This window comes from Streptomyces regalis (assembly GCF_001509475.1).
GTDB classification, from domain to species: Bacteria; Actinomycetota; Actinomycetes; order Streptomycetales; family Streptomycetaceae; genus Streptomyces; species Streptomyces regalis.
Genome location: NZ_LLZG01000083.1, coordinates 1 through 21,870, shown reverse-complemented (window position 1 = coordinate 21,870; position 21,870 = coordinate 1). Strand labels below are relative to the sequence as shown.

The following is a 21,870-nucleotide window of genomic DNA, read 5'->3' as shown; positions in this document are numbered from 1 at the left end:
CGGTGCCGGCAAGGTCTACGCCACGGCCCGCGACCCGCGCAGCGTGACGCACCCCGATGCGGTCCCGGTGGCGCTGGAGGTCACCGACCCGGCCTCCGTGGCCGCGGCCGCCGCGCAGGCGCAAGACGTCACCGTACTGACCAACAACGCCGGCGCCTCGGTCGGCGCGTCCTTCCTCGACTCCCCGGTCGAGGACGTCCGCCGCGAGTTCGAGACCAACTTCTACGGCCCGCTCCTTCTCGCCCGGGCCTTCGTGCCGGTCATCGAGCGCAACGGCGGCGGCCACATCCTCAACGTGCATTCCGTGCTCTCCTGGATCGCGCTCGGCGGCTCCTACAGCGCCTCCAAGGCCGCCCTGTGGTCGCAGACCAACTCCCTGCGCCTGGAACTCCAGCCGCGCGGCATCGCCGTCACCGGACTGCACATGGGATACGTCGACACGGACCTGGCAGCCGGCGTCGACGCACCCAAGTCCGACCCGCGGGACATCGCCGCCCTCGCCCTCGACGGCATCGAAACCGGCGCGTACGAGGTGCTCGCCGACGACCTCACCCGGCAGGTCAAGGCGGGCCTCGCCGGCGACCTGGCCGGCCTCTACCCCCAGCTGGCGAAGTAGGGCGCGGTCGCAGCGGGGGGCCGCAGGCCGCGCGTCAGCGGCGTCACCCCTCCCTGCCGGACTCACACCCGAATCACCCATCCACAGTTCACACGCCAGGAGTCGGCGAGATGTCCAACCATGAGTCACGTCCTACGATTCACATTCCGGGGACCACCAGCCACACCATCGCCCCGCGTGCGGGACACGGCCGCGAGGGGACTCTGCGCTACCTCAAAGCGGGCACCGGCGTGCCTCTGGTTTTGCTGCACACTCTGCGCACGCAGGCCGAGCACTTCCGCTTCCTCATTCCGATGATCTCGCACCAGTACACCGTGTACGCCCTCGATCTGCCGGGGATGGGCTACTCCGAGATCGTGCCCGGCGCGTCGTACGACGAGTCGGCGCTGCGCGCGGGCGTCAAGCGGCTCCTGACCGAACTCGACCTCCACGACGTGACATTGGTCGGGGAGTCGTTGGGCGGGGTGCTCGCCCTGACCACCGCGGCCGATCTGCCGGAGCGGGTGCGGCGCGTCGTCGCGGTGAACGCGTACGACTACCGAGACGGAATCGCCCGGTCCAGTGTCCTCGCTCGCGTGGTGATCGGCGGGATCATCGCTCCGGGGGTGGGTCCGTTGATCGCCCAGCAGGAGCCCAAGCCCGTCCTGCGCAGAATCCTGCAGGGCGGCGTGGGTGACAAGACCGCTTTCCGGGAGGACTACCTGGACGAGCTCCTCCAGTCAGGCAGGCGTCCCGGCTTCCCGACCGTCGCCCGCGCCCTGTACCGGAACATGCCCAGCCTCATCGCGGCCCGCTCGCGCTACCCCGAGGTCAAGGCCCCCGTGCACCTCGTCTACGGGGAGAACGACTGGTCCCGGCCCTCGGACCGCGAGGCCAACAAGAAGCTGCTGCCCGCCGCCGACTTCACACAGGTGGCGGGAGCGGACCACTTCATCGCACTGGAGAGGCCGGAGGTGGTGGCTGACCTGTTGAACGCGGTGGCGTGACCGCCCCACAGTGCGGGCCACAGACCGCGCCGCTGCGCTCGCCGCCTGTCCGAGGGTGAGCGATCTCGCTCCTCGAAGCTGTCAGTTGCTTGACGCAACGTGTAAAATTCGCAGCATGCTGGGCCGAACATACGACAGTCAACTGTGCTCCATCGCCAGGACTCTGGAGGTCGTGGGCGAGCGCTGGACCTTGCTGATCATTCGCGACGCGCAGCTTGGCCTGCGCCGGTTCGAGGAATTTCAGGACAGCCTCGGTATCGCCCGCAATGTACTCACCAACCGCCTCTCCAAGCTGGTCGACGACGGGCTGCTGGAGCGGGTCTGTTACCAGGAGCGGCCTGCCCGCTATGAGTACCGGCCGACGAGCAAGGCCAAGGACTTGCTCACCGCATTGCTTTCTTTGATGCACTGGGGCGATGAGTACGTCGGGGATCCGGCCGGCCCGCCGCGGATCACGAGCCATGTGGGATGCGGAGGTAACGTGCGGGAACAGCTCGTGTGCACCCACTGCGGACAGGTGGTGGGCCCGGACGCCGTTCATCTGCTTCCCGGCCCGGCACTCACCGACTCGCCGGCCTGACATCCGAAATGTTCCTCGGCGGACTCGCCGCTACGAGCTTTGGCTTTGCCGACGCCGCGGTGAGCCGGCCTTCTTCCGTCTCCGTGGCGGAAGCGGTGGTGTGCGGCCGACCGGATGACGAACTCCAGCGGCATCTCCCACCCCTGCCCGCAGGGCGTGAACCTCCAGAGCCCCACCCTCCTGCCGCTGCCGTAGCTGCTGGTAGCGCAGCTCGACCCTAAGTTGCTTCACGAAACTCTCGGCGGCTAGGGTACGAGTTGCTTCATGAAACTCGTCTGCATCCCGCCCCCGTGAGGTGACGCTCGATGGCCAGGAACAAGCTCGAAGACCATCCCACCGTCGTCCAAGCCCGCCGACGCGACCGCACCGCCGCCCGGCCCGCCGAGCCGCTGGACGCGTCGTGGCTGCGCCAGTTGTGTCTCGACGCAGGTGCGGACGACGTCGGCTTCGTCGAGATCGACCGGCCGGACATCGCGGACCAGAGAGAGGACCTGAGCGCCGCGCTGCCGGGTGTCCGAACGCTCATCAGCTTCGTGACCCGAATGAACCGGGAGAACATCCGCACTCCCGCGCGCTCGGTCGCCAACCTGGAGTTCCATCACACCGGCGACCACACCAACGAGATCGGCCGGCACGTGGTGGGCGAGCTGGAAGCGATGGGCGTGCGCGCCATCAACCCCGCGATGGGTTTTCCGATGGAGATGGACAAGTTCCCCAGGAAGGCGTGGGTCGTCTCGCACAAGCCGGTCGCCGTGGCTGCGGGGCTCGGCAAGATGGGTATCCACCGCAACGTCATCCACCCGAAATTCGGCAATTTCATCCTGCTGGGCACGATCCTCATCGACGCCGAGGTCAGCGAATACACCCGGCCCATCGAGTACAACCCCTGCCTGGAATGCAAATTGTGCGTGACGGCCTGCCCGACCGGGGCGATCGCGTCCGACGGGCACTTCAACTTCTCCGCCTGCTACACGCACAACTACCGCGAGTTCATGGGTGGCTTCGGTGACTGGGCCGAGCAGGTCGCCGAAAGCCGTGACGCCCATGACTACCGTGCGCGAGTGAGTGACAGCGAGAGCGCCTCGATGTGGCAGAGCCTGTCCTTCGGCGCCAACTACAAAGCGGCCTACTGCATGTCGGTGTGCCCGGCCGGTGAGGATGTCATCGGCCCCTGGCTGGACGATCGCAAAGCACATCTGACCCAGGTCGTGCGCCCGCTGATGGACAAGGAAGAGACCGTCTACGTCGTCCCGGGCTCCGACGCCGAGCAGCACGTGGCCGACCGGTTCCCCAACAAGCGCACGAAGCATGTGGCGATGAGCCTGCGCGCGAACAGCATCGACGGCCTGGTGGAAGGCCTGCCGCTGATCTTCCAGCGCGAACAGGCCAAGGACATGTCCGCCACCTACCACTTCACCTTCACCGGCGACGAGTCCCGGCAGATCACCGTGACCATCCGCGACCGCGAACTCGATGTCGCTGACGGACATCACGGCGAGCCGGATCTCAGGATCACCGCCGACACCCGCACCTGGCTGCGCTTCCTCAGCAAGCCGTCGCTGTTGGCGTGGGCACTGGTGCGTCGCCAGATCAAGCTGCAGGGCCCACCCCGACTGCTGCGCGACTTCGGGCGCTGCTTCCCGTCCTGATCGGTCAGGAAAGAACCCATCACCGCACATCACTGTGAGAAATGAAAGGCGGATCATGAGCACTCTCAGCACCGAGGTCGAGCTCGACCTCGTGTTGGAACGTAAGGAAACGATGGCCGAAGGCGTCGTGCTGCTGACGCTGCGCCACCCGGAGGGCCGTCCGCTGCCGGAATGGCAGCCGGGAGCGCATATCGATCTGGTACTGCGAGCCGACCTGGTCCGGCAGTATTCACTGTGCGGGGACCCGGGGGACCGGTCCCGCTTTCAGGTCGCGGTGCTGCGCGAACCGGAAAGCCGGGGCGGGTCGAGCCACGTGCACGACGTGCTCACGGAAGGTGAGTCGGTGCGCATTCGCGGGCCACGCAACCACTTTCCGCTCGTGAAGGCCAAGAAATACCTGTTCATCGCGGGCGGAATCGGGATCACCCCCATCCTGCCCATGGTGGCAGCAGTCAACGCGACCCGCGCCGACTGGCGCCTCGTCTACGGGGGCCGCACCCGCGCTTCGATGGCGTTCGGAGAGACTCTGCAGCGAGCCTACGGAGACCGGGTGAGCCTGCGGCCGCAGGATGAATACGGGCTGCTGGACCTGCCTTCGCTCCTCGGCAAGCCGCAACGGAAGACAGCCGTCTACAGCTGCGGCCCGGAACCGCTGCTCGCAGCGGTCGAGGCCGGCTGCGAGAAGTGGCCGAGCGGATCTCTGCACCTGGAGCGCTTCGCCCCGAAGCAGGACCTCATCGCCGGGCCGCAGAGCAGCTTCGAGGTCGAGCTGGCCCAGAGTGGCAAGAAGCTGCTGGTCTCTGAGGACATGTCCATTCTTGAGGCCGTCGAAGCTGCCGGTGTGCCGGTGATGACCTCTTGCGAGGAGGGAATCTGCGGAACCTGCGAGACGAAGGTGTTGTCCGGACAGATAGACCACCGCGACTCGGTCCTGGACGACAAGGAACGCGCCGCAGGCGACACCATGATGATCTGCGTCTCCCGGGCCAAGGGCAACCGCCTGGTCCTCGACCTCTGATCTGCTGCGGAGCATCGCACACGCCTGCACCACCGCCGTGATCGAACACATCTCCCGGGGTGGGCCCAGCCTGCTGCGCGTCGTGCGGGAGACCGATCCCGGTCACGTTCTCCTCGAGGGCACGCTCGCCGAGTGCGACCGGATCGGCGACAGCTGGGCTGAGCACTCTCACAAAAACCGTCGACACTCGGCCGGCAGTCACAGGCTCCAGATCCCGGGCCCTCGGGCGGCTTGAGGTTGGCACCCGCGCGGGAGGTGGTCGCGCCCGCCCCGTCGATGACACCTTTCCGGTGGCCGCCGCACGGCTGGAGCCGACTCCCCGTCAGGGCTCCGGGGGCTGTTCGTTGGGGGACGCGGCGTCGGCGAGACAGGCGTGCACGACCTTCGCCACGGCGCCGGAGGGATCGATGAGTCCGCTTGCAGCCGCTGGGCGGGTGAGCAGGCCGCCGAGCACCATGTCGACGAGGCTGGAGCCGACCTCCTCCGCCGTGTGTGGTCCGGCTGGGTCGAACCAGGTCCAGGCCCATGGGGAGGAGCCCATGATCAGCAGGCTCTGAATATTGGGGTCACCCTTGCGGAAATGCCCGCTTTCCATTCCCTTGCGCAGGACGCCTCGTACGACCTCCAGGTACAGGTCGAGAACAGCTGCTACGGGGACTACGCCACCGCGTTCGGCACGACATCATCCGGTGATGTCACGCAGCCCGACGTGCTCGCGGACCCGACGTGGCAGTCCCGCTTCGCCGAGTCGCGGCTCGGCACGACCGCACCCGGCGCACCCGCCTACGTCTACCACGGAACGACGGACACGATCGTGCCGTACAGCCAGGGCTCGACGCTCTACCACGACTGGTGCGCGCGTGGCGCGTCAGTCGAGTTCGAGACCATCGACGGCGCCGACCACGTCGCCGGCGAAAGCCTCGGCAGTCTCCGAGGCGTGCCATGGCTCATCGACCGGCTCAACGGCGTCGCGCCCGAGCCGGGGTGCCATGAAGTCGGACTCATCTGAGAATTGGGGGGGTGCCGGTAAGAACCGTGTCGCCGATCCTGCCGGCTTGGTGGTGCCCGGCGGGGCCGGCTGCTGGTTGGTCAGGACAGCAGTGGCAGTCTTGGCGTTCCCGGTCGCGGGTGGGGCGTGGAAGGTCGATGCGGCCGCGGCCGGCCGACGGTGCCTGAGCTGACCGCGCAGGTGGCGCGGGCGGTGGCGGCACTGGACCCGTACCCGTTGGGGATGCGGGTCCGTGACGAACTGGGCGAGTTGTTTGTGGACGCCGAGTTCGCCATCTGTGTCGGTGGATCGGGGTGGCCCATGCCTTCTTCACCCGCTGGCGCGACACCGGCCTGCTGACCGAGTTCCATGACCGCATGCGCGCCGCCGTCCGCACCGCGGAGGGCCGCGAACCCGAACCGACCGCGGCGGTCATCGACTCTCAGTCGGTCAAGGCCGCCGCCGGCGTGCGCAGTTCGACGTGCGGCTACCACGGCGCGAATTAGCTGGGGCCGTCGGTTATGGCACGCCCGGTTCAACGAGCAACTCTCGGCCGCCGAACACAACCATGAACTGTTGGGTTCCTCGCCAGAACCTCACCGGCCGTCCCCCGCGTGATCGCCAGCCGCGACAGCCGTTCCACGAGCGGCACTCAGCTTGGTTGTCAGGGCTGCGGTCACGGCATCCCGCACTTGAGCTTCAGTGGGCGTGGGCCGCCCGATTTCTTCGGCGAGTTCCGCCAGCGACGTCATACGGACGTCCGGCAGTGCGCAGGACATGAATGTTGAGTAGACGTCGAGATCAGGGGCGATGTTGAGGGCGAATCCATGACTGGTCACACTGCCGCTGATACGCATGCCGATGGAGGCGAGTTTGCGGTGATCGGGCGTCCATACGCCGACCAGGCTCTCGGACCCTCGTGGTGTGTCCCGTCGTACCGCCTCGAAGCCGAGCGATCCCACTGCGTGGATCAGGGCGTGCTCGACCCGGCGTACCAGGCCGCGGGGGCCGAGGTCGCGCACGTTCACCACGAGGTAGCCGATGAGCTGTCCAGGGCCGTGATACGTGGCATGACCGCCCCTGTCGACTTCGACAAGGGGTATCGGTGCACTCGGATCTGGGAGCTGGCTGACCGGAGTCCGCGCGGTGTAGGTGATCACGGGCGGGTGCGTCAACAGGAACAGCCGGTTCCCCGCACGCCCCTCCTTCCGCTCGGTGACCCACCGGGCCATGTCGGCCTGTGCCACCTCATACGGCACTTCACCCAGATCGATTGCTTCCAGATTCGCCGATCCCATGATGTTCCTCCGTGTTGCCGGATGTCATAGCCGCCTGTGAATGGTGTCGCTTCAGCGTGACGTGGAGAGCCCGCGTTCCTTCAGGCGGGCCCGGTAGGCGCGTACGTTCTGGGTGTTGCCGTAGGTGGTGACGTCGTGCCAAAGACGCGAACTGTTCTTGGAACGGTCGTAGAACGCGCCGCGGCAGCGGGGATTGGCGCACCTCTTCAGCCGGCGCATCGGATCGGCATAAGTGGCTGCGGCCAGCCGGATCAGGACGTAGGAGCGGAGGGGCTCGAAACCCGTGCTGCGGGGATGCAGCCGCGCGCCTCCGGCGTCCGGAGTGACAGTTGCCGTCGTCTGGATCTACGGGACGGTGACGGCGGGGGGAGGGTTCGTCGGCGTGCCCAAGCCAGTGCGGTGCGGAGGTCGTCGTGAGGCTCAGGGCCATGGCCTTGGTGGGGCTGCAAGGCAGCGACCGCAGCAACCCCCGTCCGCGGAGACTCCTGCCGAAGACGGGGCGCGTCAGTGCATGCCTGCCGCGTCGAGCAGGGTGGCCACCGTGGGCGTGATGAGCCCGGTCAGTCTGTCGGCTCCGATCCCCGCGCGGGCGCTGGCGCCGTCGAAGACCAGGATCAGCTGCCGGGCCAGCAGGTCGGGATCGCTCGCCCCGCCCTGTTCGGCCTCGGCACGGAAGAAGGCTGTCAGGTTCGCCTTGACCCGGTGGGCCACCCGGCTCGCGGGGTGGTTCTGGTCTTTGAGCTCGATCTGAGCAGCCAGGTACCGACAGCCTTGGAAGTCGGGTGCACCCGCCTGCTCCTCCAACTGGTCGAAGACGTGCAGGATCCGCTCGTGGGGTGAGCGGCTGTCGTCCGCCGCGGGCAGGAGGGTCGCCACGAAGGCGGCGGAGCGCTCCTCCAAGCTCGCCGCGAGCAGTTCGTCCTTGCTCTCGAACAGCTGGTACAGGGAGCGCTTCGACACCCCTGCCGCCTTGCACAGCGTGTCGACGCCGATGATGACACCGTCTCGGTAGGTGAGCGTGGCTGCCGCCTCCAGCAGCCGCTCTCTGGTGCTTTGTTTCACTTCGGTGGTCATACCGCGAGGTTAACTCGCTTGCGACGAAATGAAAACCGATCGGTTTACGAGGCCTTTCCGGAGCGATCTCCGCGCCGCCCATGGTCGAGCGGGAGGTGAGTACGGTTCCGCTATGCCGGGGCGGCGGTCTTCTCGTGCATCGTCTGGGCGGGCGCGCGTTGTGCCCCTTGGCGACCGAGGCAGACCGTCACCCCGAAGCTGAAGAGTGCGGCCGCGATGAGGCCGACGGCCATGCTCACGCAGCCCCGGCCAGGCCCGCGTCCCCTGGGCGCCGTTGTAGAGGATCGAGCGGGTACCGTCGGTAATCTGCCGCAGCGGTTCGAACTCTGCGAGGAAGTGGTAGCAGACGGGCAGCACCTTGAGGGGGCCGTAGCGCCGGCCGTCGGCACCGCCATCGCGACGTGGAACAACGTGACCACCACCAGGCGTGGCGAACACGGCAAGGCGGGGGAGCGCACCGATCCCGGAGGCCGCGATGGCGCACACCGAGTACAGCCACAGCAGCGGCAGACAAAAGGCGTCCATCCCCATGAGGCCGACGGCGCCCGCCATGACCAGCGTGACCATCGGCCTTGGAAATTCAGCCCACATCGTGGATCTGACGCCGTGTTGACGGAAGGTGCCCGCTACCTGCCATGATCTGTGCCTTGAGGACACCAAATCATCGTAGGCAGCAGGGCGTTTCCCACAGTCCACTCGTTGTGACCAGCGCGTATCCTCGGTGGGTTCGGGCTCAGTGGGCGATCACGGGCTCGCCCTCCGACGGCGCCAGAGCCGAATTCGGCATCAGGAACGCCATGAGCACCGCACCGACCACGAAGATCCCGGCGCCCCACGCCAGGGTGGCCGTGTAGCCCTCGACCCCGGCCTGGGCCACGGTCAGTGCGCCGGGCTTGTGCGAGGACAGGTAGTCGGTCGCGGCCGGCAACGGTGGTCAGCAGCGCCGTACTGATCGAGCCGCCCACCTGCTGGCTGGTGTTGATCAGCGCCGAGGCGACGCCCGCGTCCTCGTGGTGCACGCCGGCGGTCGCACCCGCGCCGGCCGCCGTAGCGCACAAGGTCCGAGCTGCGCACGGTCCTTGACCCGTGGGTCCGCCGTGGCCATGTGCGCCAGCACGGTGTCCAGGCGGTGGATGACTGCTGCAGTGCGTCGATCGCCTCCGCGCACACGGCCACGCGGAGCCCGGACTGCATCGATGGCTACGCGCGGATCGCACACCGCCGGGACAAGAGATCGCCACCGTTGCGATCGCCCGCAAGGTCCTCACCCGCGCCCATCACGTACTGCGGGATCTCCCGGAGCAGGAGGCGCTGCATGGTGCCGCATGACAGCAACGCCCTGCCCAGGAGACCACCACGGGAGGAGACGCAACCCCCCTTGCGAACTCGTAGAACCCCATGAGCCTGCAGTGTGCTGTCCCGTCGGCTGTGCCAGGACTGCCTCGACGACGGCCGCCTCACGTTCCTCCGCGAAGCAGGAGATCGCCGCTCAACAGTCTGTTCCTCGTGCAGCGGCCGGGCGCCTATGCCGCCCCCGACATGATCCGGGTGCGTGACGTCCCCCGGAGCGCCGGCCGCGCCTGTAGGCGAGCCGGACCCGGATTCCCGCGGGGCAGCGGCGTACATCCTTGGCTTGCGCTCACGGCCCGTCATGCGGCTCACCGATCACTGGCCTCAGGTGGTCGACCGATCCGCTTCATACCCATCCGTTCCATGCCCCAGAGGCGCGGTGTCCGAACAGCGCGATCCATGGCAGCGGCTCACGTTCGTCCGCTTGCCTGCCTCCTTGGCTCCCGCGTCCACCTGGACGTGGGCGGGTTCCTCGGCGGACAGTCGCGGTGGTCCTTGGGATCGCGGTAGAACGTCGACCAGAACGAGCCGGGACGTGGAGCAGCGCGGGTCAGGAGCGGCAAGGTGTCTTGGTGGTGCTTCGTATGACGAGGTGTGGTGTGACGACGACTTCTCGTTCGTCGTCCGTCGCCCCACCCTCCAGCCGGGCGACGGCCCGGCTCACGGCCCGGCGCGCCAGCTGGGGGGCTGCTTGCCCGACCGTGGTGAGTTGGACATGGGCCAGGCGGGCGAGGTGGCTGTCGTCGAAGCCGACGACCGAGATCTCGTCGGGCACAGGGATACGGGCGCGCAGGAAGGTGTCGAGCACGCCGATTGCGCAGTGGTCGTTGAAGGCGAGGACAGCGGTGGGGCGGGCAGCTTCGGCGAGGAGTGTTCGTGCCGCTGCCGCGCCGTGGTCCTCGGTCAGCCCGCCCGGCACAAGGCGGACGCGGTCGGTGAGGCCGTGGTGCTTCATGGCCGACTTGTAGCCGCGGCGCCGGTCGGCAGCGCCCGGTGCCCTGCCCCCGTCGATGTGGACGATGTCGCGATGGCCCAGTGCCACGAGGTGGTCGACCGCCTGGCGGGCGCCTTCGTCGTCGGCCGCGCGGACGACGTCGACGCCGTCGGTGAGCGGACGCAGCCGGCGGGCCACGGAGACGACGGGAAGCTGCGCCGCGAGTTCTGCCAGCCGGGCCGCCGGGGCATGGGGGCTGAGCAGGATCAACGCCTCGCAGCGGTCGGCGAGCAGCGTCTCCACCGCCTCCTGTTCGCTGCGGCTCGCGGCGACGGCGCTGAGCGCGATCTGATAGCCGGCCGCTCCCGCCGCGGCGTAGAGCGCCTCGACCATGTCGGCGTGGAAGGGCTGTCGCAGGTCGAACTGCACTCCCACCAGGTGCGAGCGGCTGCTGCGCAGGAGGCGGGCCCTGCTGTCCGGCCGGTAACCGATCTCCTGCGCGGCCTGCAGCACCCGCTCGCGACTTGCCGCGCTGGGCCCCTTGGCACCGCGCATGACCATGGAGGCAAGCGGCACGGAGACACCTGCCCGCGCCGCGAGGTCGCTGAGCGTCGGCCGCTTTCCGTCCGGAACGGCAGAGCGCGATGGCACCGTCGGCCTTCCTGATCGAGGGTCTTCTGCGAGGTGATCGTAGACCGGTCCAGCAGGACACGCACTGGTCAACGTCGTTACAACGTTATAAATCAAATGTCCGCACAAACCCTTGACAGGCCGCCCGGCGCCTGGCGTACTGCTCCTGTTCTCTTAGAACGTTATAAGTCTGGAGCTGCGATGTACACGTTGGCGGTCTGTGCCGAGATGGTCTTCCGGGACCTGCCGATCGAGGAGCGGGCCCGGCGCATCCACGAGGCCGGCTTCCAGGTGGAGATCTGGGACTGGACCCGGCACGACCTGAACGCACTGGCCCGTGCCGCCGAGTTCTCCTCGATGACCGGCTACATCCGCGGCACCCTGACCGACCCGGACGGCGCAGCCGAACTCCTGCGCACAGCCGAGGAGTCGATCAAGGCCGCCGAGCATCTCGGCTGCCCCCGACTCAACCTGCACGGCACCGGCCTGGACGGCGAAGGCCTGCCCGTGGTGCCGGTGACCGGCGAGGCCACCGGCGAGATGTGGATCACCGCCCACCGCACGCTCACCCGCCTGGCCGAACTGGGCGAAAGCGCGGGCGTCACCTTCACTCTGGAGAACCTCAACACCGCCGTCGACCACCCCGGTGTCCCGTTCGCCACGGCCGCCGACGTCTTCTCCCTGGTCGCGGCAGTTGATCGGCCCGGTCTGCGGATGAATCTGGACCTGTACCACGCCCAGATCGGCGAGGGAAACCTCATCGAGCTGATCCGCCGCGCGCACAGCGCCGGCCTGATCGGAGAGATCCAGGTCGCCGACGTGCCCGGCCGCCGTGAACCCGGCACCGGAGAGATCAACTATCCGGCCGTCGCCCGCGCCCTTACCGACCTCGGCTACGACGGCACGGTCGCCCTGGAGGCATGGCCCTCCGGCGACAGTCACACCGCCATGGAGCGGTTCCGCGCCGCGTTCACCCTCTGATCCCCACCCCGAGCCGCACAGCCGGCCACCCAGTAGCTCCCCGTCCGACCCACGACGGGATGCCTTGCATCTCGCCGGTGGATCACCCCTTCCCGCAAGTCAGCACAGTGAGGTGCCGAAATGAACCGCTCGCTTTCCTCCCGCTCCCGCAGATTCACCGTCCTGGTGGCCCTGACCGCCAGTACCGTCCTCACGGTCGCCGGCTGCTCCAGCAGTTCGGGCGGCAAGAAGTCGGAGGAGAGCGCCGGTGGCGTCTCTGCCGGCAAGGCCACCACGCCCCGCATGACGATCGCGATGATCACGCACGCTGTCCCCGGTGACACGTTCTGGGACACCATCCGCAAGGGCGCCCAGGCCGCCGCTGCGAAGGACAACGTCAAGCTGGTCTACTCCTCCGACCCGAACGGGGGCAACCAGGCCAACCTGGTGCAGAACGCGATCGACCAGAAGGTCGACGGCATCGCCGTCACCCTCGCCAAGCCCGATGCCATGAAGGGCACCGTGGCCAAGGCGGTGCAGGCCGGTATACCCGTGGTCGGCTTCAACTCCGGTGTGGACGACTGGAAGAAGCAGGGCCTGCTCGAGTACTTCGGCCAGGACGAGACCGTCGCGGGCGAGGCGGTCGGGAAGAAGCTGAGTTCCCTCGGCGCCAAGAAGGTCGCCTGTGTCATTCAGGAACAGGGCCAGGTCGCCCTCGAGGCACGCTGCGCGGGCGTCAAGAAGGGCTTCTCGGGCACAACGGAGAACCTGTTCGTCAACGGTGCCGACATGCCGTCCGTGCAGTCGACCATCACCGCCAAGCTCAAGCAGGACCCATCCATCGACTACGTCGTCACCCTCGCCGCCCCGGTCGCGCTGACCGCCACGCAGGGGGTGTCCGACGGCGGCAGCAAGGCCAAGGTCGCCACCTTCGACCTCAACAAGGAGCTGGTGAAGGCGATCCAGGGCGGCAGCATCCAGTTCGCCGTCGACCAGCAGCCCTACCTGCAGGGCTACCTGGCGGTCGACTCCCTCTGGCTCTACAAGAACAACGGCAACTACATGGGCGGCGGCGAGGCGCCCGTGCTGACCGGCCCGGCCTTCGTCGACGAGTCCAACGTCGCAACCGTCGCCACGTTCGCCGCCAAGGGAACACGGTGACGGGTACGCCCCGGGACACGGCCGGACCCATGTGGGTCCGGCCGGCCCACTGCTGACCATCACCGCCGCCCCCTACCCCCAAGGCAAGGAACCACATGACCCACCACACCTCCCTTGGAGTCGCCGTGATCGGCGCCGGCCGCATGGGCGCCGACCATGTACGCCGGATCAGCGAGGTGACCAGCGGCGCCCATGTGGCCGCCGTCGTCGACGTCGACATCGATCGCGCCAAGACGGTCGCCGCTGACGTCGAAGGATGCGCGGCCTATGGCGACGTCGCCGAAGCGATGGCCTCACCCGACGTCGACGCGGTGCTGCTCGCCTCCCCGGGCATCGCCCACGAGGCGGCACTGCTCACCGCGTTCGAGCACGACCTGCCCGTCCTGTGCGAAAAGCCCCTCACCCCCGACGCCGCCTCCGCCCTGCGTGTACTGGAGGCCGAGCAACGCCTCGGGCACCGCCGCGTGCAGGTGGGCTTCATGCGCCGCTACGACCACGAGTACCTCAAACTCAAAGCGCTGCTGGACAGCGGGGAACTGGGCCGGCCGCTGATGCTGCACAACCGGCACCGCAACCCGTCCTGCCCGCCGGACTTCACCAGCGCCATGCTCATCAACGACTCCGTCACCCACGAGATGGACGTCACCCGCTGGCTGCTCGGCCAGGAGATCACCGCCGTCACCGTCATGCGGCCGCACCCCTCCGGCAACGCGCCCGAAGGCCTGGCCGATCCCCAGTTCGTCGTCTTCGAAACCGACGGCGGCGCCCTCGTCGACGTCGAGATCTACGTCAACGCCCGCTACGGCTACCAGGTCCAGACCGAGGCGGTGTGCGAGCACGGCACCGCCCGCATCGGCGACCGGCACGACATGCTCGTCAGCACCGGCGGACGCTGGGGCGGCACGGTCACCCCCGGCTTCGTCGAGCGGTTCGAGGAAGCGTACGACCGCGAGGTCCAGGCATGGGTCGAGGCCACCCGACGCGGCGAGGTCACCGGCCCCAGCGCCTGGGACGGCTACGCCGTGGCGGCGGTCTGCGAGGCGGGCATCCGCGCCCAGACCGAGGGTCGCCGCGTCGAGGTGGAACTGGCCGACCGCCCAGCCCTCTACATCTGACCCCCACCGCCGGCACACCGAACCAGCGGGGAACGACCGCTCCCCGCCCGACCACACCGCAGACGGGACGCATCATGAAGATCGGTCTGAACACCGACAGCGTCGGGCAGCTCACGCTCGACGAGACCCTGGACCTGGCCGCCGAACTCGGCCTGGACCACGTGGAGTTCGCCACCGGAGCCTGGTCCACGGCCCCGCACATCGACATTGACCGGCTTCTCGACAGCGACGGCGCGCGCCGCGAACTGCTGGCCAAGGTCGCCGACCGAGGGCTCACGATCAGCGCCCTCACCTGCTCGGGCAATCCCCTGCACCCGGGGCCCAGCGGCCGCGAGCACGACCAGGTCGCGCGCAGGACGATCGCTCTCGCCCCGCTCCTCGGCGTCGACCGCGTGGTGATGATGTCCGGGCTGCCGGGCGGGCCGGGCGACGCCAACCCCAACTGGATCACGGTCTCCTGGCCGCCGGAGACCACACAGATCCTCGACTGGCAATGGTCCGAAGCCGTACTCCCGTACTGGCGAGACCTCGTCGCCCACGCCCGTGACCGGGGCGTACCCAAGCTCGCTCTGGAGATGCACGCCCACCAGGCGGTCTACAACGTCCCCACCCTGCTGCGCCTGCGCGAGGAGGTCGGGCCCGTGGTCGGGGCCAACTTCGACCCCAGTCACCTGATGTGGATGGGGGCCGACCCGCTGGCCGCCATCGAGGCCCTGGACGAGGCGATCTACCACGTGCACGCCAAGGACACCCGCCTTGAACCCTCCCGGCAGGCGCTGACCAGCAGGCTGGAGACGCTGCCGGTCATGGCCGCCAAGGAACGGTCCTGGAACTACGTCACCCTCGGCTACGGCCACGACGACGCGTTCTGGCGCGCTTTCTGCCTCGCCCTGCGCCGAGCCGGCTACGACGACGTCCTGAGCATCGAGCACGAGGACGTTCTTGTGGCCCCCGTCGAGGGCGTCACCAAAACCGTCGACCTGCTGCGCCGCGTCATCCTGCGCGACCCCAGCTCCTACAAGCCCCAGGAGATCTGAGCCGTCCGAAGCCGCACAGACACGAGTTCCGCGCGGCTCGGTCCGCCAGGCCGAGGTCGACCGCGATGAGGGCGGCGAGGGGGCCGTCCTGGCCCCACCGGTCATCCGGACGTACACCAGGCGGGGGTTGCGGGTGAGGCAGGTGTCGGGGCCGATGCCGAGGCGTTCGGTCACGCCGGGACGGAAGCCCTCGATCAGCACGTCGGCGCGGTCGGTCAGGTGCAGGACGGTTCGCGTGCCCCTCGGGTCCTTGAGGTCAGCGGCCACCGAGCGGCGGCCGCGCAGCAGCCAGTCCGAGGTTCCCTCGGGGGCCAACCGCAGTGCGCCGGTGGGCCGTTCGACGCGTACGACGTCGGCGCCGAGGTCGGCCAGCAGCATGGCGGCGTGCGGTCCGGGTCCGATGCCGTATTAACATCGACGGATTCAACACCGGCGAGAAGACGGAGACCTACTGGGCCATCCGTACTTATGAGATAGCGATCGAAGAAGGAATCAAGTTCTTCGTCTACGGCAACCTCGACTACGCCCTCAAGAGGTCGGGCTACGACTCCCGCTTCCGCACCGGCCACTATGACGGCAAGGGCCGCATGGCCGAATGGGTGCTGTTCCAGAACGAAAAGAACAGGGACCGGATGGGGGCAGCGGTCTTCACCTCGGGTCCCTACATCGAGATGGTGATCTCACCGCTCACGCCCATGACGCCCACCGTCGAGGACGGTGTCGTCACATGGCGCGTCCCCCTCGGTGAGGGAGCCGTTCCGCACGTGGCGCTGGAAGATTGCGGATTCTATGTTCGCTGGCTCTTCGACCACCCGGAACGGGCCAATGGCATGGACCTCGAAGTCGCCATCGAGCACATGACCTATGCCGACATGGCCGCAGCATTCGAGAAGGTCACCGGGCACCCGGCACGGTACATCGACACCGACCTGGACACATACTGGAACAGCCCGGACCTGAAGGGGATCGCCGATCACCCAGCCGGCTACAACGCCGACCCCGAAGACAAAAGCACCATGAGCTTCCGTGACAATTTCACGGGCTTCTGGAATGTGTGGAAGCACGGGATCATCACCAGGGACTACACCCTGCTCGACGAAATCCACCCCAACAGGATCAGAAGCGCTGAGGAGTGGTTCCGTCGAGAGGACCAGTTGGGCAGGGAACTCGGCAAGGGAAGTCTCTGGGAAAGGGTCCAGCCGGAGAACTGGACCGTGGACTCCGCGGTCCTCAAGAGCAGCGCGGACTTCAGGACGGGCAAGTTGTAAGCGCACCCGTCCTGTTCGGCCTCGCCCAGGGCCCGTCCCAGGTCCGGCGACGAGGCCGAAAAAGGCGAGGAAGTGGCTGCCCTTGCGTTCCTACCGGACGGTGAGGCGGCGGTAGCCGAACAGCCAGGAGATCCGGGGCCGGCCCTGCCGGCCCAGCAGTTGACCCTCTTGTTCGACGGGGAGCCCGCGAGCCGTCGTGCGGGGTCGACGCCCTGCATGGCCTCGCCATCGCAACCGCCGGCCCTACCGACCACCTGGGCGTCACCGCACCCACTGTCCCGGACCAAGGCACAACCCAAGTGCCTCGATGACCAGTGGCTTGTCGGGACTTTCCGGTCCGTTGCTCGCGGGCCGGGTGCAGAGAAGGCGTGAGATCTCCCGCTGGGTGACCGCCGGTCCGGTCGGCATCGACGGCAGCGAGCAAGGAACCCCGCCGAGCTTGCGTGACACCGGGCCTGACGCCCCATCGGGCGAAGCGCTTCGACGCGCAACCTTTCGAAACTCGATGCAGGTTCCATACGGATCAGCCCGTTCTCTCCGCCGTCTGGTTGCGCTAGGCTCCCGCAACGTGTCGAAGCGCTTCGACGCTGAGTGTCTTCGACGTAGGGGGCAGGCCTTCCGACTCAATGGAGAGTTCTATGCCGAGTTCAGCCGGTTTCACTCGCCGTCAGGTCATGACGACCTCGGCGGCCCTTGCCGTCACGGCGTTGTCCATCCCGACGGCCGCCCAGGCCGCTGCCCGGTCCACTGGTTCCGCCGCGTCGGCGTCCGCGCTGGACGTAGTCGCAAACATGCAGCCCGGCTGGAATCTGGGCAACAGCTTCGAGGCCATCGGCGCCGACGAGACGGCATGGGGCAACCCGCGGGTGACCCAGGCGTTCTTCCGCAGGCTGAAGGCGCAGGGCTTCAAGAGCATCCGGATCCCGGTGACCTGGGGCCAGCACGAGGGCCCGGCTCCGACCTACACCCTCGACCCGGCGTTCCTGGCGAGGATCAAGCAGGTCGTCGACTGGGCCTTGGCCGAGGGCTTTTACGTTCTGATCAACATGCACGGCGACGCGTGGCAGTGGGTGCCGAACATGCCGACCCAGCATGACGCGGTCCTGGCCCAGTACACGGCCACCTGGCAGCAGATCGCGGCCACCTTCCGGGACGCATCGCGCCGACTGCTCTTCGAGAGCATCAACGAGCCCTTCTTCACCGGCAGTTCCGGCGACCAGCAGAACGCCGTTCTGATGAACGAGCTCAACACGACCTTCCACTCCGTTGTGCGCGCGACCGGCGGAGGCAATGCCGACCGCCTGCTCGTCATGCCGACCCTCGGGGACACCCCGGATCAGCCCAAGATCGACACCCTGCTCGCCACCTTCTCCGCGCTCGACGACCCGAACCTCGTGGCCTCCGTTCACTACTACAGCTTCTGGCCCTTCAGCGTGAACCTCGCCGGCTACACGACCTTCAACGCGACCACCCAGCAGGACCTGACCGACACGTTCGACCTGCTGCACAGGTCCTTCGTGGCCAAGGGGATCCCGGTCGTCGTCGGTGAGTACGGGCTGCTCGGCTGGGACTCCGGCCCCGGCACGGTCGAACAGGGTGAGACGCTCAAGTACCTTGAGTATCTCGGCTACTACGCGCGCTACCGGGGCTTGACCACGATGCTGTGGGACAACGGCAGTCGCTTCAACCGCCGCACCATGCAATGGAACGACCCGAGCCTCTATGCGCAGATACGTTCGAGCTGGACCGGGCGCTCCGGCACCGCGTCCACCGATCAGCTCTTCGTGCCCAAGGGCAAGACCCCGACGGACGCGACGATCACGCTGAACCTCAACGGCACCAGGCTGATAAGGATCGATGTCGGCACCCGCCCCCTGATCCGGGGCATGGACTACACCGTCAGCGGCAACACGCTGACGATCGCAGCGGCGACGCTCAGCCGGCTGACTGCGTCGCAGGAGCACGGCACGAATGCCGTCCTGTCCCTCCGGTTCACGGACGGAGTTCCTTGGGCCATCAACGTCATCACCTATGACAAGCCGGTACTGACGAGCGCGACGGGTACGACGACCTCGCTGGTGATACCCACCGCGTTCAACGGAGACAAGTTGGCGACCATGGAAGCCGTCTACGCCGACGGCACCGCCGCCGGTCCGCAGTCCTGGACGACGTACCAGCAGTTCAATGTGGCCTTCATACCGGACTACACCGCAGGCACGATCACCTTGCCGACCGCGTTCTTCGACGGTGTCACCGACAACACCACCGTGACCCTCACCTTCCACTTCTGGAGCGGGGCGATCTTGACGTACACGCTGGCCAGGTCCGGCACCGCGGTCACGGGCACCTCTGCCTGAAACGGGTCCATCTGGCAGCCTTTGCGTTCGTACCGGACGATGAGGCGGCGGTAGCCGAACAGCCAGGAGATGGACCGCTCGATCTTCCAGCGGTGCCGCCCGAGCCGTTCGGGGGACTCGATGCCCGGCCGGGCGATCCGGGCGATGATGTCGCGTTCCCGCAGCCAGGAAAGATGTCGGCGGAGTGGTAGGCCTTGTCGGCGCGGAGTTTGGCGGGGTGCTTGCGGTGCGGTCCGCGCCGGGACCGCACGGCCGGCATCCCTGTCACCAAAGGCTTGAGGGCCAGGCTGTCATGGGTGTTCACGCCGGAGGTGCCGACCGCCAGCGGGATGCCATGAGCCTCGGACAACTTTTCGCCCGCACCGAGGCGGCATCGACGATCACCGACGTCCAGTCCAGCTCACCGCGAGGACCCAGCTCGTCCAGCACCGCCCGGTGCAGCCGACGCCAGAGCCCCGCTCTCGTCCAGGCGGAGAGCGGCCGGTGCACGGTGGCTGGCGAGACTCCGAACGTCGGTGGCAGATGCCGCCACGCACACCCGCTGGGGTCAGGCGTGCAGGTCCTCCCCCCTCCCCCCGAAGTGAAGTTCACCGTCCACACCCCGAACGGCACGTTGGTCACGCTCGAAGCCACTGAAGTCGCCGCCCGCACCCGAGTGGCCGGCAGCGCGGCACGAGGACATGCGGCGACCGTCAACGGCCGCGCCGACGTCATCTCGTGGAGCAAGGACGGCACCCCGCCCTCCCTCCTCGCCTTCACCGTCGCCGACGGCCACATCACCGAGATCACCGCCGTGGTCGACCCGGCCGAACTCGCGCTCATGGACCTGCCGGACCCGGTGTGACTCCCTACCTGCGAAGGCCACGCCTACTCGAAGTGGTCCAGCAGCTGCTCGAACTGGACGTCGCGGGCCGCGGTCAGGAAGGCTTGGACCACCTCGCGTTGTTGTCGCTGATCGCCCGCGACCGGCTGGCCGGGGTCCGGGAGAACGGCAACGACCTGTGGTTCTCCCAGAAACACAAGAGCTTCGGCGGCAACATGCAGTTCCTGGCCGCGCCGGACGGTACCCCGCCACCGATGGGCTGCCCACGCGCGCCGACAAGGGCTACATCGGCGCCGGCATCGGTATTCACGTGTCTGTACGCCGCCCCAAAGGCCGCTCCGAGACCGCCCTGGACCGAGGAACCCGCGCCACGAATGCGCTGATCAGACCCGTGCGGGCGCGCGGCGGGCGGACCACGGCGGAACTGAAGGACGCTGGCGAACCCTCAAGCACGTCACACTCCGTCCCAGCAGAATCGGCGACATAGCCCGCGCCGCACTCCTCCTCAACGCACCACGCCCAATGGAGGACCCCATGCCCGCGATCAGTACGGCCAACACCGCAAGCGAGATGGTGCGCTCGGCCACGAGCACCGCGTTGCGGGTCGCCGCGCGCGAGCTGGAGCTCTACGACACCGGCAACGTCGATGGGGCGGACGAGGTGTTGGCCCCAGATCTGATCGACCATAACGCCGCTCCCGATGCCGCCTCGGGCATCGACGGCATGCGAGCGTCGATCGCCGCGGTCTGTGACGGATTCACCGACACACAGCACTGGATCCTTTTCCATGAGGAGCTTCCTGGTGGCTGGGTGGTGCTCCACTGGGGGATGACGGCGATCCACACCGGAGACCCCTTCGGGTTCCCTGCCAGCGGCAACCCGGTCGATATCAACGGCCAGGACATCATGCGTATCGTCGACGGCAAGATCACCGAGATCTACCACGTCGAAGAGCTGCTCAAGCTCACCCAGCAGATCAGCGGCGGCACGCAGTCGGCGTGAAGATCGAGATCTCTCGGACAGTGCCTGCCCCTGAGCCCTGATCGGCCAGCGCCGCCTCGGCGTAGCGCATGCCGGCTTCGGGCGTCGCGACCGGGCAGGCCTTCGCCGCTGCACTCCGCGCCAACTCCCGCGATCCGAAACGCCCGCTCGCACTCTTCGGCCTCCCGTGATCACGAACCGGACATCACACGGCTGTGCCGACAACGTGGTCATCGCGCAGGCGATGGAGACGTTCTGGACCAAGATCGCCCGGGAAGACCACCATCGCCCGGCTCCTCGCGGACGGCGGCGACATGGCCGTCGAGCCGGTGTCGGCCACCTTCTCCGGCGTGGCCGAACCGCTCCAGGCCATCGATGGTAAGTGGATCGACTTGCCTTGTGGGTGGCGCGGGAGCTACCTTCGCATGGTGAGTTCACCGACTTACCTTACGACTCGGCAAGGAACAGCGAACATGAATCGTCTTGCGGGCAAGCGCGCCCTCATCACCGGCGGCACGAGCGGGATCGGTCTGGAGACCGCCCGGCGGTTCCTCGCGGAGGGGGCCGACGTGCTGGTCACGGGCGTCACCCCGGCCAGCATCGACAAGGCGCGGCAGATCCTCGGGGACAAGGTGCCGGTGGTGCAGGCCGATGCACGCGATCTCGATGCGCAGCGCGCCCTGGCGAAGCGGGTGGGTGAGCACTTCGGGGAGCTGGACGTGGTGTTCCTGAACGCCGGTGTCTCGGACTGGCGGCCGTTCGAGGAGCACACGGAGGACAGTTTCGACCGGCTCTTCGACATCAACGTCAAGAGCGTCTTCTTTCTCACTCAGGCCCTGGTGCCCGTGCTGGCCAACCCGTCCTCGGTCATCCTCAACGCGTCCAACAGCGCGCACGGCGGCTACGGGCAGTCGAACGCCTACGCCGCGACGAAGGCGGCTGTCGGCTCCCTGATGCGGTCGTGGAACGCGGACCTGCTCAGGTCACACGGCATCCGGTTCAACGCGGTCAGCCCCGGCCCGGTGAACACCCCGCTCTACTCCAA

At 67.8% G+C, this 21,870-nt stretch carries 23 protein-coding genes and 1 pseudogene; 17 read left to right on the top strand and 7 right to left on the bottom strand.

The window, feature by feature from the left end; translation table 11 throughout:
* From ADL12_RS14055 to ADL12_RS14035, 5 genes are all read left to right on the top strand, one after another.
* On the top strand, positions 1 to 616 hold a 616-nt coding region (locus ADL12_RS14055), incomplete at its 5' end, for an SDR family oxidoreductase (protein WP_062702172.1).
* 110 nt (positions 617 to 726) lie between these two features.
* Complete coding sequence (locus ADL12_RS14050) at positions 727 to 1,602, top strand: alpha/beta fold hydrolase (RefSeq protein WP_062702170.1); 876 nt, start codon at positions 727 to 729, stop codon at positions 1,600 to 1,602.
* A 172-nt stretch (positions 1,603 to 1,774) separates the two neighbouring features.
* Positions 1,775 to 2,182 carry a winged helix-turn-helix transcriptional regulator gene (locus tag ADL12_RS14045; protein WP_341846359.1) on the top strand — a complete coding sequence of 136 codons (408 nt, stop codon included), beginning with the start codon at positions 1,775 to 1,777 and terminating at the stop codon, positions 2,180 to 2,182.
* A gap of 305 nt (positions 2,183 to 2,487) precedes the next feature.
* Positions 2,488 to 3,831 carry an SCP2 sterol-binding domain-containing protein gene (locus tag ADL12_RS14040; RefSeq protein ID WP_062702166.1) on the top strand — a complete coding sequence of 448 codons (1,344 nt, stop codon included), beginning with the start codon at positions 2,488 to 2,490 and terminating at the stop codon, positions 3,829 to 3,831.
* A gap of 55 nt (positions 3,832 to 3,886) precedes the next feature.
* Positions 3,887 to 4,849 (top strand): PDR/VanB family oxidoreductase, encoded by a 963-nt coding sequence (locus ADL12_RS14035; protein ID WP_062702164.1) that lies wholly within the window; start codon positions 3,887 to 3,889, stop codon positions 4,847 to 4,849.
* A 322-nt stretch (positions 4,850 to 5,171) separates the two neighbouring features.
* Here the strand turns inward: ADL12_RS14035 and ADL12_RS14030 are convergent, their stop codons facing one another.
* On the bottom strand, positions 5,172 to 5,444 hold the full coding sequence (locus ADL12_RS14030) for a TetR-type transcription factor C-terminal domain-containing protein (RefSeq protein WP_159053163.1): 273 nt from the start codon (positions 5,442 to 5,444) through the stop codon (positions 5,172 to 5,174).
* Here ADL12_RS14030 and ADL12_RS14025 point away from each other — a divergent pair.
* Both ADL12_RS14025 and ADL12_RS14020 read left to right on the top strand, forming a co-directional pair.
* On the top strand, positions 5,430 to 5,858 hold the full coding sequence (locus ADL12_RS14025; RefSeq protein ID WP_062702160.1) for a lipase family protein: 429 nt from the start codon (positions 5,430 to 5,432) through the stop codon (positions 5,856 to 5,858). The two genes, ADL12_RS14030 and ADL12_RS14025, sit on opposite strands and share 15 nt — an antisense overlap.
* Before the next feature lie 293 nt (positions 5,859 to 6,151).
* Positions 6,152 to 6,343 carry a hypothetical protein gene (locus ADL12_RS14020; RefSeq protein WP_062702159.1) on the top strand — a complete coding sequence of 64 codons (192 nt, stop codon included), beginning with the start codon at positions 6,152 to 6,154 and terminating at the stop codon, positions 6,341 to 6,343.
* 90 nt (positions 6,344 to 6,433) lie between these two features.
* Here ADL12_RS14020 and lipB read toward each other — a convergent pair whose 3' ends face one another.
* The 5 genes from lipB to ADL12_RS14000 form a co-directional block, all read right to left on the bottom strand.
* A complete protein-coding gene (gene lipB, locus ADL12_RS14015) occupies positions 6,434 to 7,135 on the bottom strand; it encodes a lipoyl(octanoyl) transferase LipB (RefSeq protein WP_062702156.1) in 702 nt (233 codons plus the stop codon).
* 51 nt (positions 7,136 to 7,186) lie between these two features.
* A complete protein-coding gene (locus tag ADL12_RS50335) occupies positions 7,187 to 7,354 on the bottom strand; it encodes a CGNR zinc finger domain-containing protein (protein ID WP_079052031.1) in 168 nt (55 codons plus the stop codon).
* A 285-nt stretch (positions 7,355 to 7,639) separates the two neighbouring features.
* Positions 7,640 to 8,209, bottom strand: coding sequence for a TetR/AcrR family transcriptional regulator (locus tag ADL12_RS14010; RefSeq protein WP_062702154.1), 570 nt, complete (start codon positions 8,207 to 8,209; stop codon positions 7,640 to 7,642).
* Between the two features lie 733 nt (positions 8,210 to 8,942).
* Positions 8,943 to 9,137: a hypothetical protein gene (locus ADL12_RS58445; RefSeq protein ID WP_062702153.1), complete on the bottom strand. Its 195-nt coding sequence runs from the start codon at positions 9,135 to 9,137 to the stop codon at positions 8,943 to 8,945.
* Positions 9,138 to 10,109: 972 nt separating this feature from the next.
* Positions 10,110 to 11,144, bottom strand: a complete 1,035-nt coding sequence (locus tag ADL12_RS14000; protein WP_062702151.1) for a LacI family DNA-binding transcriptional regulator — start codon at positions 11,142 to 11,144, stop codon at positions 10,110 to 10,112.
* Positions 11,145 to 11,324: 180 nt separating this feature from the next.
* Here ADL12_RS14000 and ADL12_RS13995 point away from each other — a divergent pair, with 180 nt between their 5' ends.
* From ADL12_RS13995 to ADL12_RS13980, 4 genes are all read left to right on the top strand, one after another.
* Complete coding sequence (locus ADL12_RS13995) at positions 11,325 to 12,104, top strand: TIM barrel protein (protein WP_062702148.1); 780 nt, start codon at positions 11,325 to 11,327, stop codon at positions 12,102 to 12,104.
* Positions 12,105 to 12,224: 120 nt separating this feature from the next.
* Positions 12,225 to 13,244 (top strand): sugar ABC transporter substrate-binding protein, encoded by a 1,020-nt coding sequence (locus ADL12_RS13990; RefSeq protein WP_208614539.1) that lies wholly within the window; start codon positions 12,225 to 12,227, stop codon positions 13,242 to 13,244.
* 95 nt (positions 13,245 to 13,339) lie between these two features.
* Positions 13,340 to 14,359, top strand: coding sequence for a Gfo/Idh/MocA family protein (locus ADL12_RS13985; RefSeq protein ID WP_062702147.1), 1,020 nt, complete (start codon positions 13,340 to 13,342; stop codon positions 14,357 to 14,359).
* 74 nt (positions 14,360 to 14,433) lie between these two features.
* Positions 14,434 to 15,396, top strand: a complete 963-nt coding sequence (locus tag ADL12_RS13980; RefSeq protein ID WP_062702141.1) for a sugar phosphate isomerase/epimerase family protein — start codon at positions 14,434 to 14,436, stop codon at positions 15,394 to 15,396.
* A gap of 52 nt (positions 15,397 to 15,448) precedes the next feature.
* Here the strand turns inward: ADL12_RS13980 and ADL12_RS50325 are convergent.
* Positions 15,449 to 15,774 (bottom strand): annotated as a pseudogene (locus ADL12_RS50325) (CoA transferase); the annotation flags it as partial.
* Between ADL12_RS50325 and ADL12_RS56420 the strand changes: the two are divergent.
* The 6 genes from ADL12_RS56420 to ADL12_RS13955 form a co-directional block, all read left to right on the top strand.
* Complete coding sequence (locus ADL12_RS56420; RefSeq protein ID WP_079052030.1) at positions 15,717 to 16,664, top strand: NmrA family NAD(P)-binding protein; 948 nt, start codon at positions 15,717 to 15,719, stop codon at positions 16,662 to 16,664. The pseudogene ADL12_RS50325 and the gene ADL12_RS56420 overlap by 58 nt on opposite strands.
* Before the next feature lie 674 nt (positions 16,665 to 17,338).
* Complete coding sequence (locus tag ADL12_RS13970) at positions 17,339 to 19,021, top strand: cellulase family glycosylhydrolase (protein ID WP_244187899.1); 1,683 nt, start codon at positions 17,339 to 17,341, stop codon at positions 19,019 to 19,021.
* Positions 19,022 to 19,574: 553 nt separating this feature from the next.
* Entirely contained in the window at positions 19,575 to 19,865 is a 291-nt protein-coding gene (locus ADL12_RS52670; RefSeq protein ID WP_244187898.1) for a hypothetical protein, read from the top strand.
* A 32-nt stretch (positions 19,866 to 19,897) separates the two neighbouring features.
* Entirely contained in the window at positions 19,898 to 20,227 is a 330-nt protein-coding gene (locus tag ADL12_RS50310) for a hypothetical protein (protein ID WP_208614538.1), read from the top strand.
* A 151-nt stretch (positions 20,228 to 20,378) separates the two neighbouring features.
* The gene (locus ADL12_RS13960) at positions 20,379 to 20,846 is read left to right on the top strand and encodes an ester cyclase (protein ID WP_062702136.1); all 468 of its coding nucleotides are present in this window, start codon (positions 20,379 to 20,381) and stop codon (positions 20,844 to 20,846) included.
* Positions 20,847 to 21,298: 452 nt separating this feature from the next.
* The coding region (locus ADL12_RS13955; protein WP_062702134.1) for an SDR family NAD(P)-dependent oxidoreductase at positions 21,299 to 21,870 on the top strand (572 nt) is incomplete at its 3' end.

Bases quoted from the DNA above. Each gene is read 5' to 3' on its own strand.
- ADL12_RS14050 (WP_062702170.1), top strand. From the start codon at position 727: ATGTCCAACCATGAGTCACGTCCTACGATTCACATTCCGGGGACCACC.
- ADL12_RS14040 (WP_062702166.1), top strand. From the start codon at position 2,488: ATGGCCAGGAACAAGCTCGAAGACCATCCCACCGTCGTCCAAGCCCGC.
- ADL12_RS14035 (WP_062702164.1), top strand. From the start codon at position 3,887: ATGAGCACTCTCAGCACCGAGGTCGAGCTCGACCTCGTGTTGGAACGT.
- ADL12_RS14025 (WP_062702160.1), top strand. From the start codon at position 5,430: ATGCCCGCTTTCCATTCCCTTGCGCAGGACGCCTCGTACGACCTCCAG.
- ADL12_RS14030 (WP_159053163.1), bottom strand. From the start codon at position 5,444: ATGGAAAGCGGGCATTTCCGCAAGGGTGACCCCAATATTCAGAGCCTG.
- lipB (WP_062702156.1), bottom strand. From the start codon at position 7,135: ATGGGATCGGCGAATCTGGAAGCAATCGATCTGGGTGAAGTGCCGTAT.
- ADL12_RS50335 (WP_079052031.1), bottom strand. From the start codon at position 7,354: ATGCGCCGGCTGAAGAGGTGCGCCAATCCCCGCTGCCGCGGCGCGTTC.
- ADL12_RS14010 (WP_062702154.1), bottom strand. From the start codon at position 8,209: ATGACCACCGAAGTGAAACAAAGCACCAGAGAGCGGCTGCTGGAGGCG.
- ADL12_RS13995 (WP_062702148.1), top strand. From the start codon at position 11,325: ATGTACACGTTGGCGGTCTGTGCCGAGATGGTCTTCCGGGACCTGCCG.
- ADL12_RS13990 (WP_208614539.1), top strand. From the start codon at position 12,225: ATGAACCGCTCGCTTTCCTCCCGCTCCCGCAGATTCACCGTCCTGGTG.
- ADL12_RS13985 (WP_062702147.1), top strand. From the start codon at position 13,340: ATGACCCACCACACCTCCCTTGGAGTCGCCGTGATCGGCGCCGGCCGC.
- ADL12_RS13980 (WP_062702141.1), top strand. From the start codon at position 14,434: ATGAAGATCGGTCTGAACACCGACAGCGTCGGGCAGCTCACGCTCGAC.
- ADL12_RS13970 (WP_244187899.1), top strand. From the start codon at position 17,339: ATGACGACCTCGGCGGCCCTTGCCGTCACGGCGTTGTCCATCCCGACG.
- ADL12_RS13960 (WP_062702136.1), top strand. From the start codon at position 20,379: ATGCCCGCGATCAGTACGGCCAACACCGCAAGCGAGATGGTGCGCTCG.